The organism is Actinomycetospora straminea, assembly GCF_028737255.1.
GTDB lineage: Bacteria > Actinomycetota > Actinomycetes > Mycobacteriales > Pseudonocardiaceae > Actinomycetospora > Actinomycetospora straminea.
Genome location: NZ_JAQZAN010000003.1, coordinates 231,916 through 245,281 on the forward strand (window position 1 = coordinate 231,916; position 13,366 = coordinate 245,281).

Below are 13,366 nucleotides of genomic sequence, written 5' to 3' on the forward strand. Positions count from 1 at the left end.
TCTTTTCTGCTCACCTGCGCGCAGCGCACCTCACAGGTCCGGCGGGATCAGGCCGCTGCGTGAGCACACGCGACCGGGGACAGCAACCGACCAGTGACGCCGCCGTGCCCGCAGGGTGTCGGTCGACCGAGGACCGTGACGGCACGGACCGGCCGGGCGGGTCCGCCCGGCGTCGGACGGAGAGCAGCCATGCGTGTGCCACTGACGGTCAACGACTTCCTCTACCGGGCCGAAGCCGTCAACGCAGACGCCGTCGCCGTGGTCGACGAGCCCGTCCAGCCCGCTGTCCCGCTGCGGACGATGACCTACCGCGAGCTCCTCGTCCGCGTCCGCGCCTGGCAGGCCGGGTTCGACGCCCTCGGGATCGGCGAGGGGGAGCGGGTGGCCGTGGTGAGCCAGAACGCGGCCAGGCTGCTGGAGCTGATGTACGCGGTTCCCGCTGCCGGACGCATCTGTGTGCCGGTGAACTTCCGGCTCCGCGCCGAGGAGGTCGAGTACATCGTCCGGCATTCCGGCGCGTCGATGCTGTTCGTCGATCCCGAGCTCGATGAGCCGCTCAAGACGGTCCAGGCAGCGCACCGTTTCGTGCTGGGAGGGGAGACCGACGAGCACGTGATGCGGTTCGGCGCCACGCCTCGACCGTGGTCGGAGCCGTGGGAGGACGCGACCGCCACGATCAACTACACCTCGGGGACGACGGCTCGGCCCAAGGGCGTCCGGATCACGCACCGGAACCTCTGGGTCAACGCCATGAGCTTCGGGATGCACCTGCGCCTGTGGGAGGGCGACACCTACCTGCACACACTGCCCATGTTCCACGCCAACGGCTGGGGGTTGCCCTACCCGCTGGCCGGCCTCGGCGCGAAACAGGTCGTGCTGCGCAAGGTGGACGGCGCCGAGGTCCTCCGACGCGTCGACGAGCACGGCGTCACGGTGATGTGCGGGGCCCCGGCCGTGTGGAACGCGGTGCTGGACGCCGCCGCCTCGTGGGACGGGGACGTCCCGGGCCGGGGCCGCGTCCGGATCGTGTGTGCGGGCGCCCCGCCACCGACGCGGATGATCCAGCGCATCGACGAGGAGCTCGGCTGGGAGTTCATCCAGATCTACGGGCTGACCGAGACCTCACCGATCGTCACCTTCAACCGGACGCGGCCGGCCGACACCACGCTGCCCGCCGAAGAACGCGCACGCCGATCGGGACGCGCCGGGGCCCCGGCGCTCGGCGTACAGCTGACGACCTCCGACGTCGGAGAGGTGCTCGTCCGGTCGAACGTCGTCCTCGACGGTTACTGGGAGGACCCCGGAGCCACCGCCGAAGCACTGGCCGACGGGTGGTTCCACACCGGCGACGGCGGCTCGATCGACGACGAGGGGTACCTGACGATCTCGGACCGGAAGAAGGACGTGATCATCTCCGGCGGAGAGAACGTCTCGTCGATCGAGGTCGAGGACTGCATCTCCCACCTGACCGAGGTCGCCGAGGTCGCGGTGATCGGCGTGCCCGACGACACGTGGGGCGAGACGGTCAAGGCACTCGTCGTCCGGGCGCCCGGTACGGAGATCGGCGAGGAGGACGTCATCTCCCACTGCAAGCAACGTCTGGCCGGCTTCAAGGCCCCGACGACAGTGGAGTTCCGCGAGTCCATCCCTCGCACGGCGACCGGGAAGGTCCAGAAGTACAAGCTCCGCGAGCCCTACTGGGCGGGACACCGACACGGCGTGCACTAGCGCGGCACCCCTACAGGTCCGGCGGGCCCCCGAACAGCGGCTCGTCGACCGCGCGGATCTCCTGACCGGGCAGGCCCTCGGGGTGCTCGCGGCGCACCGACCCCAGCGCGGTCAGCGCCAGGTCGAGGTGGTGGCGCTTGGACGCCTCGTAGAACTCCTGCGCGCCGGCGGCGAGCTTCGGCGAGCCGTGCAGCGGCTTGTCCGAGACGCACAGCAGCGTCGCGTGCGGCACGCGGTAGCGGAAGCCGTTGGCCGCGATCGTCGCCGACTCCATGTCGACCGCGACGCTGCGGCTCAGGCGCATCGCGCGCAGCGTCGCCTGCTGGTTGAACTCCCAGTCGCGGTTGTCGGTGGTGTGCACGATGCCCAGGCGGTAGGTCATGCCGGCGCGCTGCAGCGCGTCGAGCAGGTAGGAGTTCAGGCGGTGGTTGGGCACGACGGGCACGTCGAGCGGCAGCACCTCGTCGAGGACGTGGTCGGCGCGCTGGTAGCCCGTGGCCAGCACGAAGTCGCCCTTCTGCTGGTGGTTCCGCAGCCCGCCGCAGTGCCCGATCATGATCATGGTGTCGGGGCGCAGGACGGCGACGTGGTCGGTCGCGGTCTTCGCGTTCGCCGGCCCCACGCCGATGTTCACGAGGCTGACGCCGTCGCCCGCCTCGGTGACGTGGTGGTAGGCGGGCATCTGGGCGCCCGGCCGGTCGGGGCGCACGGCGTCGGGAAAGCGCTCGAGGAACGACTGGACGTGCATCGCGTAGTTCGTGAACAGCACGTGGCGCTGGAACGCGACCGCGGGCGTGCCCGTGTAGTGGCCGATCCGGTCGATCGACAGCGCCATCCGCTCGGGGGAGAAGAGGAAGAGCTTCTTCGACCGGGTGTCGACGCGGTCCTCGTCGAGGGCGACGAAGAAGTCGGGGTCGTCGAACGGCGGCTGCACGCGCGACCGGCTCGCCGTGATCCGCGCGCCCATGGCGAGCAACGAGGCGAGCTCCCGGCACAGGTAGCGCCGGATCGCTCCGGCACGGGCGAACTCGCCGTCGAGGTGCGGGTTGTGCTGCGACCACGGTCGGACGACCTCGAGGCGCCCGTACCAGCCGTCCTCGTCGGCGGCGACGAGCACGTCGACGAGCCGGTCGGTCGCCTTCTCGACGTCGCCGGCGTCGCTGCCCTGCAGGTCGGTGCCGTCGACCTCGACCACGTCGCCCATGGTCCGCATGGTCCCAGGCCCGTCCGATCATCCGGTGACGGCGGGGCGACCGGCGTGACATCGTGGCCGCGACCACAGAGCATCCGCACAGTGGTCGCACACGTGCTCGTGCCCGGAGGTCTCCTGTGACGGCGCCCGCCCAGCCCCTCGTCCCCAGCTACACCTCGGGGATCTCGGACATCCCCCTGCTCGGGGACACCATCGGCGACAACCTCGACCGGACCGCCGGGGCGCGGCCGGACGCCGAGGCGCTGGTCGACCGGGCGCGGGGCGAGCGCTACACGTGGGCGCAGTTCGTCGCCGAGGTCGACGCGCTCGCGCTCGGGCTGCTCGAGGCCGGGGTGGCCGTGGGCGACCGCGTGGGCATCTGGGCGCCGAACTGCTCGCCGTGGACGCTGCTGCAGTACGCGACCGCGAAGATCGGCGCGATCCTCGTCAACATCAACCCGGCCTACCGGACCCACGAGCTCGCGTTCGTGCTCGACCAGGCGGGCATCTCGCTGCTGGTCGCCGCGCGCAGCTTCAAGACCTCCGACTACGTCGCGATGATCGACGAGGTCCGGCCCGAGCGGCAGGCGCTGCAGCGGGTCGTGATCATCGACTCCGACGAGTGGGACGGCCTGTTCGACCGCTCCGGCGACACGTCCCGCGTCCGCGAGGTGCAGGCGACGCTGACGCCGGACGACCCGATCAACATCCAGTACACGTCGGGCACGACGGGCTTCCCCAAGGGCGCGACGCTCTCGCACCACAACATCCTCAACAACGGCTTCTTCGTCGGGCAGCTCATCGGCTACGACGACACGGACCGCGTCTGCATCCCGGTGCCCTTCTACCACTGCTTCGGCATGGTCATGGGCAACCTCGCGTGCACCAGCTCCGGCGCGACGATGGTCATCCCCGCGCCCGGGTTCGACCCGACGCTGACCCTCGAGGCCGTCGCCGCCGAGCGGTGCACCTCGCTCTACGGCGTGCCGACGATGTTCATCGCCGAGCTGGGGCTGGAGGACTTCGAGTCCTACGACCTGACGAGCCTGCGCACCGGGATCATGGCCGGCTCGCCGTGCCCGATCGAGGTGATGAAGCAGGTCGTCGAGCGGATGGGCATGACCGAGGTCGCCATCTCCTACGGCATGACCGAGACCAGCCCGGTGTCCACGCAGACCCGTGTCGACGACTCGCTGGACCGCCGCGTGTCCACCGTCGGGCGCACGATGCCCCACCTCGAGTCGAAGATCGTCGACCCGGAGACCGGGCGCACCGTGCCGCGCGGCACCCCCGGCGAGCTGTGCACCCGGGGCTACTCGGTGATGCTCGGGTACTGGGAGCAGCCCGACAAGACCGCGGAGGTCATCGACCGCGCCCGCTGGATGCACAGCGGCGACCTCGGCGTCATGGACGACGAGGGCTACATCAACATCACCGGCCGCATCAAGGACATGGTCATCCGGGGTGGGGAGAACATCTACCCGCGCGAGATCGAGGAGTTCCTCTACACCCACCCCGACATCGTCGACGCCCAGGTCATCGGGGTCCCCGACGAGCGGTTCGGCGAGGAGATCATGGCCTGGGTGCGCCAGAAGCCGGGCACCGAGCCGCTGACCGCCGAGGCGCTGCGCGAGTTCGCGCAGGGTCGGCTGGCGCACTACAAGATCCCGCGCTACGTGCACGTCGTCGAGGAGTTCCCGATGACCGTGACCGGCAAGGTCCGCAAGGTCCAGATGCGCGAGGAGGCCCTCGAGCTGCTGGGCCTGTCCCAGAGCCCGACGGCCTGAATCCGGCACGACGGCGTCCTGACAGCGGATTCGTGGTGGCCGCGCGGGGATAAACTGGACGTCTGCGCTCCGGCACGGTCGCCGGGGCGCTTTGTCGTGGATGACGCAGGACGGGAGACGACGGTGCCGACCGGCAGGGTCAAGTGGTACGACGCCGAGAAGGGGTTCGGCTTCCTCTCGCAGGAGGGCGGGGCGGACGTCTACGTGCCCAAGGGGGCGTTGCCCCGCGAGGTGGAGACGCTGAAGTCCGGGCAGCGCGTCGAGTTCGGGATCGCCGAGGGCCGGCGGGGGCCCCAGGCGCTGCAGGTCCGGCTCGTCGACCCCGTGCCGTCGGTGGCCGAGGCCGCCCGCCGCTCGCCCGACGAGCTCCACGGCCTCATCGACGACATGATCAAGATCCTGGAGGCCCGCGTGCAGCCCGAGCTGCGCCGCGGCCGCTACCCGGACCGGCGCCACACCAAGCAGCTCGCCGAGGTCGTCCGCGCCGTGGCGCGCGAGCTCGAGGGCTGACCTCGAGAACGGGTCGCGCCGCACGCGGGAGCGCCCGCCCGTGCCGGGGCACGGACGGGCGCTCACGCCCCGGGGATCAGCTGCCCGGCACCGGCGCGGTGGTCGTCGGCGGGACGGGGCCACTGGTCGCGGTCGTCTGCGGGGCCGTGGGCACGGTCGGCGGGACCGTCACCATCGGCTGCACGAGCTCGGGCAGCAGCGGCTGGCGGGGCGTCCCGCCACCGCCGATGCTCGAGGGCCCGTTGTTGTCGACGACGGCGAGCGCGGTGCGGAGCTTCTGGAGGTCGCGGCTCCAGGCGTTCGCGTTGCTCGCGTAGATCTCGAAGTCGTAGCCCCAGTCGCCGCGGAACTGCGTCCGCATGTTGCCGCCCGGCCCGTTCTCGGCGTTGAGGGCGAACGACGGGCCGCTGGTGTCGTCGACGACGTAGGCGCCGTAGTTCTGCAGCGTCCAGGCGATCTGGCGGGCGGGCTCGGTCTGCAGGTTCAGCGAGGTGATGCTCGTGTTCGCCGGCAGCGCGAGCAGGGCGCCCATGCGCATGGCGGTGTTCTGGTTGTTGGTGGCCTGGCCGTACCAGGTGACCGCGCGCGAGTCCGACTTCACCGCCGGCCAGCGGAAGCACTCGGCCCGCGTGGGACCGCAGACGCCGAGCTCGCCGCGGGCGTACAGGTTGACCTTCAGCGCGTGCCGCGGGCCCTGCTGGCCGGGGCGCAGCTCGCCGATGCGGATCGACCCGCCCAGCGCGCTCATGCCCGACCCGCCGTGCGAGCCCTCGATGCCCGGGCCGTAGATGTCCTGGTCGGGGTAGCGGACGTAGCTGGTCGCGGGCCCGCCCGCCCGGCACCGCGCGAGCGGCTGCGGCGAGATGATCGTGCGGCCGTCGGCGGCGAGGATCGCGGCGCTCTGGTTCTTGTTGTCGCTGGGCAGGACGTAGCCCGACGGGATCGGCGCCCGCGCGAGCACGCGCGAGGAGTCGTACTGGCAGCGGTCGCCGCCCCAGCCGCCCGAGCTGAACAGGATGTCGGTCAGGGGCGCGGTCGGCGTGAGGATCAGCGGCTCGTCGTCGACCTGCGGGACGCGGGCGCCGGTGCTGCCGCCGGGCAGGGCGGGCAGGCCCGCGGGCACGTACACCGCGCCGCTGCCGATCGGCATGTTCCAGATCGACGTCGACGAGAACGGCTGGCGCAGCGGGTCGCGGCCGGCCGGCGGCGGCGGCGTCGTGGTGGTGGTGGTCGTCGGCGGGACGGTCGTCGTGGTCGTCGTCGGCGGCACCGTGGTGGTGGTCGTGGTCGTCGGCGGGACCGGGGTGGTGGTCGTGGTCGGCGTCGTGGTCGGTGTGGAGGCCGCCGGGACGGTCCAGCGCATCGCGGCCGCGGTGGTGCAGTTCGCGAGGACCGTGCGCGTGCCGTTGGTCGTCGAGTTGTTCAGCGGCGCGAGGCAGCGGACCGCCTGCCGGTTGACCACGAGCCCGTCGGTGCGGACCACCCAGTGCTGGGTGTTGTTCGCCGGGTTGCAGGCGACGAGCACGACGTAGGTGCCGGCCGCGGTGCCGTTGTTCAGCGTCCCGAGGCAGCGGCCCGCGGGCGTCTTGATGGCCTCGTCGTTCGACCACCGGCTGAACTGCTGGGCCTGGGTGGTCGTCGGGCCGCAGGCGTTGATCCGGATGGTGTTGTTCGTCGTCGTGGCGTTGTTGAGGTTCTCCAGGCACTTCCCGGAGCCGTTGCGGAACTGGCCGAGGACGGTGGCCGCCTCGGCATGCGGCGCGACGGCGACCGTCGAGAACGTGAGCGCGGCGGCGACGAGCACCCCGAGCACGGCGAACCACCGCGAGGCGCGGCGACGGACGGTGACAGCACGCGACGTGACCATGTAGAGATTCCCCCCGAGAGTCCCCGATGCAGTCGCGCACGATGTCGATCTGCGTTACCGGATACCCAGGGCCATCCGAGTGAAAGTGGACGGCGCCACTCGATCGGGCGTCACTCGACGGGCGGGGTCGCGCCCGGTCAGCGGTCGTCGACGCTGAGCACCCACGTCGCGCGCGTCGCGAACTCCAGGCCGTTGGGGCCCTGACTGATGCGCGCGCCGTACTGCTGGACCTCGGCGCTGGTCAGCTGATCCGGCGCGGCCGGCAGGACGAGCGTGAAGCTCGGGGTCGTGCCCGGCGCGAACACAGGGCTGCGGCCCTGCTGCGTCGCGCCCGCGGGGTCACGGAACGTGAACGCCAGCTGCCACGGGGTGCTCGCGACCTCCTCGGGCACGGTGACCGTCAACGGCGTGTTCGGGGGGACGCGCAGGACGGCAGTCGCCTCCGGGTCGTCACCGCACTCGGTGACCTGGACGTCGCAGAACTGGCTCGCGCCCACGGTGGCGGTGGCCCCGCCCGCGGCGAAGGTGACGTCGCCCGGCGACGAGGGCCCGGCGGTCGCGCGCACGACGAGCACGACCACCACGGCCACGACGGCGACCAGCACGACACCGCCGATCACGAGCGTGCGGCGGGGGAGCGAGCGCAGCGATCTCACAGTGACCTCACGGGACCTCACCGCCGTCTCCACGGGATCATCGACGACCCACGGCTGATCAGCACGGTCTGCACGGTACCGAGCGCCACGACGACGCCGATCACCGTGAACCCGATCCACCACGTCGGCGGCAGGAGCACGCCCAGCGCGCCACCGAACACCCACGAGAGCTGCAGGATCGTCTCGGAGCGCCCGAAGGCCGAGGCGCGGTTGGCCTCGGGCAGGTCGCGCTGGACGACGGCGTCGAGGCAGACCTTGAGCAGGGCGCTCGTGGTGGCGGCCACGAGCGCGCACACCGCGGCGCTCGCCAGCCCGGTGACCACCGCCGCGACGACCACCGCCGCCAGCGCCAGCACGAGGCACACGACGAGGAGCACGCGCGGCCGGCCGAAGCGCTGGCGGGCGCCGACGAAGTTGCCGAGGAACCCGCCCGCCCCGGCCGTGGCGCCGACGATGCCCAGCAGCACGAGCTGGTCGCCGGGCGCGCCCTCGGTCTCGTTCTTGACGACGAAGGCGGCGAACAGCATGAGGAAACCGGTGAGGCTGCGGATCGTGCCGTTGGCCCACAGCGCGGTGACGACGTCGCGGGACAGGGGGCTGCGCCGCGGCGCGCCGGACGCGTCGGGCACCGGGAGGATGCGGGTCGGCTCCTCGCCCTCGGTGACCTCGACCCACGCCGGGATGCGCAGGCACAGCCACACCGCGGCGAGGCAGATGGCGGCCGTGAGCCACGCGGCACCGGGGGAGCCGACGAGCCAGGCGACGCCGGCCGCGACCGCCCCGGCGACCCCGGACGCGATCAGCCCGAAGACGGTGAGCCGGGAGTTCGTCGTCACCAGCGTGATGCCCGGCGGGAGCACGCGCGGGGTCACCGCGGCCTTGAGCACGCCGAACGACTTGGACAGCACCATGATCCCCAGCGCCGCCGGGTAGAGCGCCCAGGTGTCCATGTACAGGGCGAGCACGACCGCCAGCGCGCCCTGGCCCGCGGTCGAGGCCGCCATCGCCGCGCGCCGACCCTGCTGCAGCCGGTCGAGCGCCGGCCCGATCACCGGCGCGACCAGCGCGAACGGTGCCACGGTGATGAGCAGGTAGAGCGCCACCCGGCCCTTGCTCTCGGCGCTCGCCGCGGAGAAGAAGAGGGTGTTGGCCAGCGCGACGGCGAGCGTCGCGTCGGAGGCGTAGTTGGCCATCCACGCGTAGGTCAGCGCCGTGAGCCCGGAGCGGTCGGCGCCGTCGGCCGACGCGGCGCGGTGGAAGGCGCGCGCGCCCCGACGGGTCAGGTGCCGGGCCCGCCACGCGGCCACGCGGGTGACGGTGATCTTGCGAGGGCCCGGTTCGTCCTCGTCGTGCGGGCGGGCGTCCTCGGCGCGGGCGTCGTGGCGGGTCTCGGCGCGCGGGTCCCAGCGGGTGGAGTGCCGGGTGTCCTGGTCACTGGTGGGCTCGGCCGGCTCCCCGTCGGGGAAGGGCCGCGTCGATCGGGCCGTCGGCGGCAGGCGCTCGGGCCGACGGCGCGGCGGCGGGCCGTACGGTCCGGTCACGGGTCCATGATGACCGACGGCCACCCCGATCGGGACACCCTCGGTGACCGGCCGCCGACCGGGAGTGGCCGGTGCCCGCCCGGCTCCGCCGTCCGGCGGTGTGGCGGGCACAATCGTGGCGTGGTCCCCGAGCTCGCCGACCCCGCGGTCCCGTCCGACAGCCGGTCCGACAGCCCGCCCGACGTCGCCGCCCACCTCCGCGGAGCGGCCGACCTCGCGCGCGCCGCCGCCGTGGAGACCGCCGACGGCGACGCCGGCCAGGTCGGCGAGGCCGTCGCGATCCGCGCCGAGGACGTGCCCGACGCCGCGACCCACTACTTCGCGGCCGCAAAGCCCGGCTACCGCGGCTGGTACTGGGCGGTCACGGTCGCGGGCCCGGAGTTCGACGTCAACGTTAGCGAGGTCGTGCTGCTGCCCGGCCCGGAGTCGGTCGTGGCGCCGACCTGGGTGCCGTGGAGCGAGCGGCTGCGCGCCGAGGACCTCGGCCCCGGCGACCTGCTGCCCGTCGAGGACGGCGACGAGCGCCTCGTCCCCGCGCACGCCGCCCTCGACCCCGAGGACGACGACGAGGGCGAGGCCGTCGAGCCCGGTCCGGGCGTCCGCGAGGTCGGCGACGAGCTGGGCATGGGCCGCCCGCGGGTGATGAGCCGCGAGGGACGTCTGGACGCGGCCGTGCGCTGGTCGGACGGCGACTTCGGGCCCGGTGCCGACATGGCCCGCGCGGCCTCGGCGCACTGCGGCACGTGCGGCTTCTACCTGCCGGTGTCCGGCTCGCTGCGGGCGGCCTTCGGGGTGTGCGGCAACGGCAACGTCCCCGCCGACGGGCACGTGGTGCACGCCGAGTACGGCTGCGGCGGCCACTCCGAGATGCAGGTCGACAGCGGCTCGATCATCGCGGTCGCGGACCTCGTCTACGACGACGGCGTCGAGATGGAGCCCGAGACCACCGGTTCGGGCGGCTGAGGACGCGACCGAGCGGGGACAGGGGAGCCGTGACCCCCGATCCCTTCGGCACCGCCGCGCTGCGGCAGGCCGTCCTCGACGCGTGGTCGGCCTCGCCGGCGCGCTTCCGCGAGGACGCCAACGCCGAGGAGGACCTGCTCCGCGGCGGGTACCGCGACCGCTGGTTCGTCGAGCTCGCCCAGAACGCCGCCGACGCCGCCGAGCGGGCGGGGATCACGACGACGCTGCGGGTCCGGGTGGTCGACGGGGTCCTGCACGTCGCCGGGGCCGGCGCGCCCCTGGACGCCGACGGCGTCGCCGCGCTCGCGTCCCTGCGCGCGTCGGCGAAGCGCGGCGAGGGCGGGGTGGGGCGGTTCGGGGTCGGGTTCGCGGCGGTGACCGCGGTCAGCGACGCCCCGCGCGTCGTCACCCGGCGCCCCGACGGAACCGTCGCCGGCGTCGCCTTCGACCGCGCCCGCACCGCCCGCGCGGTCGCCGGGACGGGGGTGCCGGCGCTGGCCGACGAGCTCGCCCGCCGCGACGGCGCGGCGCCCGCGCTGCGGCTGGCCTGGCCCCCCGACGCCGACGAGCCGGCTCCGCCCGCGGGCACCGACACCGAGGTCCGCCTCCCGCTGCTCCCGGGCCTCGACGCGGCGGACCTCCTCGCCGCCGCCGCGGCCCAGGCGCCCGACCTCCTGCTCGCCCTGCCCCCGCTGCACGCCGTGGACCTGCCCGACGGCGTCCTGGCGCGCACCGAGGACGGGGACGTCGTGCGGGTCGGCGACCGCGCCTGGCACGTGCTGCGCGTCGCCGGCACGGTCCCCGCCGACCTCCTCGCCGGGCTCGCCGTCGAGGACCGCGCACGGACGGGGTGGCGCGCGACGTGGGCGGTGCCGGCCGACGGGGTGTCTGCCGGTCCCGACGTGCTGCACGCGCCGACCCCCACCGACGAGCGCACCACGCTGCCGGCGCGCCTGCTCGCCACCGTCCCGCTCGACCCCGATCGCCGGCACGTGCGTCCCGGCCCGGTCACCGAGCACGTCCTGCGCGCCGCCGCCGCCCGCTACCCCGACCTCGTGCGCGCCCGGCCCGTCGACGAGCGCCCCGCCCTGGTGCCGCTGCCGGCGCTGCCCGCGTCGGCGGTCGACGCGACCCTGCGCGACGCCGTGCTCGAGGGGCTGCGGACGTCGGCCTGGCTCGCGTCGGCCGCGGGCGACGTGGACCCGGCCGCCGCGCAGGTCCTCGACCTCGACCCGACCGCCCCGCCCGACGCCCTCGCCGCGCTGGTCGAGCAGCTCGCCGACGTGCTGCCCGGCCTCGTCGACGCCCGGCTCGCCGCGCCCCGCCACGCCCCCGCGCTCGCCGCGGCCGGGGTCACGCGGGTCGGCCCGGCCGCGCTCGTCGACGCGCTCGCCGGGCTCGACCGGCCCCTCGCGTGGTGGCGCGCCCTGTTCGCGGGGCTGGCGGCGCTGCCCGCGCTGGTGGCGCCCGGCGCCCGCGAGGAGCTCGCCGGCCTGCCGGTGCCGCTGGCCGACGGCCGGGTCGTGCGCGGGGCCCGCGGGGTCCTGCTGGCGCACACCGACACCGGCACCGACACCGGCGGCGTCAGCGGCACCGACCTCGGCGCCCGGCTCGCCGCGGCCGCGGTCCCCGGGCTGCGGGTCGCCGCGCCGGGCCTCGACGACGACTCCGCCGACGGGCGGGCCGCCCGCGAGCTGCTGGTCGCCCTCGGCGCGCGCCCGGTCGAAGGCCCCGCGCTGCTCGCCGACCCCGCGCTGCGCGAGGCCGTCGAGCGGTCCGTCGACGACGCCGAGGCAGGCGGGGATCTCGACGCGGTCGACGCCCTCGGTGACCTGGTGCTGTCCCTCGTCGCCGCGGGGGGTGACGCCGACGCGGGACTCGGCGCGGTGGCGCTGCGCGACGCCGACGGCGGGTTCCGGCGCGCCGACGAGCTCGTCCTGCCCGACGGCGCGCTGCGCGGGCTCGTCGACCCGGACGGCCCGCTCGGGGTGCTCGACCCCGCCGTCGCCGCGGCCCACCCGCGCCACGCGCTCACCGCGGTCGGCGTGCTCGACGGCTTCGCGGTCCTGCGCGACGACGCCCCCGCGGGGCCCGACCACGACCTCGACGACGAGGAGACGTGGTGGGCCGAGGAGGTCGACCCGGCCGCCGAGCGCCTCGACGGTCCCGACGGCCTGGCGCCGGGCCCGATGGTCGCCGTGCGCGACCTCGAGCTCGTCGCCGACGACCGGTGGGACGCGGCGTGGACGGTGCTGGCGGGGGACCGGGAGGTGCGCGAGGCCCTCGGCGGCGCGCGTCCCGTGGGGGCGGCCGGCGACGACGGCCCCCGCCCCTACACCGCCTGGTGGCTCGGCCGGCACGGGCGCCTCGCCGGGCGCGCGCCGACGGCCTGGCGGCTGCCCGGTGCGAGCGCGGTGGCCGGGCTCTGGGACCCGGTGCCCGACGCCGTCGCCGCGCGCCTCGACCCGGCGTTCCTCGCCGCGGTCGGGGTGCGGACGCGGGCGCGCGTGGCGTGCGCCGACGACGCCACGGACCTGCTCGCCCGCCTCGCCGACCCCGAGCGCACCGTGCCCCCGGCGCGCGCTGCCGCCGCGCACGCCGCGCTCGCCGAGGCCGTCGCCGCCGGGCGCGTCAGCGTCGCCGACGTCGAGCCGCCCGACCGCGTGCGCACCGCCGACGGCCTGGTCCGCGACGCCGACCCCGCCCGCGACACCCCGCCCGCCGTGCTCGACCGCGCGCAGCTCGCCGGCGTGCTGCCGCCCGCCGTCCTCGTGCTGCCCGGCTCCGGCGACCCGGCGGTCCTCGCCGACCTCCTCGACCTCGCCCCGGCCTCCGAGCGGGTGCGCGTCACCGTCCGCGAGGGCGGGCGCACGGTGCCGTGGGAGGAGCTGCCCGCCGCGGTGGCCTGGACGGCCGCGCTCGGGCAGCCACTGCCCGACGGCGCGCTGGTCCTGCACGAGCGCCTGCGGGTACTGGTGGTCGACGGCGAGCGGGGCGGTGCGCCCGTCGAGTACACGCCCTCGGCGTGGGTCGACGACGACGGTGTCGTGCACGCCGACGACCCGGTCCGCGGACTGGTCGCCGCCCTGGCGCGAGCGCAGGAGGGATAGCCGCGCGTCGCC

The 13,366-nt window shown here is 74.8% G+C and carries 9 protein-coding genes; 5 read left to right on the forward strand and 4 right to left on the reverse strand.

Features of this window, described 5'->3' with window-relative positions:
• Positions 1-189: 189 nt before the first annotated feature.
• Positions 190-1,728, forward strand: a complete 1,539-nt coding sequence (locus tag PH190_RS06485) for an AMP-binding protein (protein ID WP_274230664.1) — start codon at positions 190-192, stop codon at positions 1,726-1,728.
• Positions 1,729-1,738: 10 nt separating this feature from the next.
• Here PH190_RS06485 and PH190_RS06490 read toward each other — a convergent pair whose 3' ends face one another.
• The gene (locus PH190_RS06490; RefSeq protein WP_274230665.1) at positions 1,739-2,932 is read right to left on the reverse strand and encodes a phosphorylase family protein; all 1,194 of its coding nucleotides are present in this window, start codon (positions 2,930-2,932) and stop codon (positions 1,739-1,741) included.
• Positions 2,933-3,057: 125 nt separating this feature from the next.
• Here PH190_RS06490 and PH190_RS06495 point away from each other — a divergent pair, with 125 nt between their 5' ends.
• Both PH190_RS06495 and PH190_RS06500 read left to right on the forward strand, forming a co-directional pair.
• Positions 3,058-4,707, forward strand: coding sequence for an AMP-binding protein (locus PH190_RS06495; protein WP_274230666.1), 1,650 nt, complete (start codon positions 3,058-3,060; stop codon positions 4,705-4,707).
• Positions 4,708-4,830: 123 nt separating this feature from the next.
• The gene (locus PH190_RS06500; protein ID WP_274230667.1) at positions 4,831-5,217 is read left to right on the forward strand and encodes a cold-shock protein; all 387 of its coding nucleotides are present in this window, start codon (positions 4,831-4,833) and stop codon (positions 5,215-5,217) included.
• A 76-nt stretch (positions 5,218-5,293) separates the two neighbouring features.
• On the opposite strand, the gene PH190_RS06505 is transcribed toward PH190_RS06500, so the two are convergent.
• The 3 genes from PH190_RS06505 to PH190_RS06515 form a co-directional block, all read right to left on the reverse strand.
• Complete coding sequence (locus PH190_RS06505; protein ID WP_274230668.1) at positions 5,294-7,084, reverse strand: RICIN domain-containing protein; 1,791 nt, start codon at positions 7,082-7,084, stop codon at positions 5,294-5,296.
• A gap of 137 nt (positions 7,085-7,221) precedes the next feature.
• Positions 7,222-7,740, reverse strand: coding sequence for a DUF2771 family protein (locus PH190_RS06510; protein WP_274230669.1), 519 nt, complete (start codon positions 7,738-7,740; stop codon positions 7,222-7,224).
• Between the two features lie 17 nt (positions 7,741-7,757).
• Positions 7,758-9,281: an MFS transporter gene (locus tag PH190_RS06515; protein WP_274230670.1), complete on the reverse strand. Its 1,524-nt coding sequence runs from the start codon at positions 9,279-9,281 to the stop codon at positions 7,758-7,760.
• 120 nt (positions 9,282-9,401) lie between these two features.
• Here PH190_RS06515 and PH190_RS06520 point away from each other — a divergent pair, with 120 nt between their 5' ends.
• Together PH190_RS06520 and PH190_RS06525 are read left to right on the forward strand one after the other, a co-directional pair.
• Positions 9,402-10,244, forward strand: a complete 843-nt coding sequence (locus PH190_RS06520; protein ID WP_274230671.1) for a DUF3027 domain-containing protein — start codon at positions 9,402-9,404, stop codon at positions 10,242-10,244.
• A 29-nt stretch (positions 10,245-10,273) separates the two neighbouring features.
• Positions 10,274-13,354, forward strand: a complete 3,081-nt coding sequence (locus tag PH190_RS06525; RefSeq protein ID WP_274230672.1) for a sacsin N-terminal ATP-binding-like domain-containing protein — start codon at positions 10,274-10,276, stop codon at positions 13,352-13,354.
• The last annotated feature ends 12 nt before the right edge of the window (positions 13,355-13,366 follow it).

Coding starts and splice junctions, on each gene's coding strand:
- PH190_RS06485 (WP_274230664.1), top strand. CDS start 190: ATGCGTGTGCCACTGACGGTCAACGACTTCCTCTACCGGGCCGAAGCC.
- PH190_RS06490 (WP_274230665.1), bottom strand. CDS start 2,932: ATGGGCGACGTGGTCGAGGTCGACGGCACCGACCTGCAGGGCAGCGAC.
- PH190_RS06505 (WP_274230668.1), bottom strand. CDS start 7,084: ATGGTCACGTCGCGTGCTGTCACCGTCCGTCGCCGCGCCTCGCGGTGG.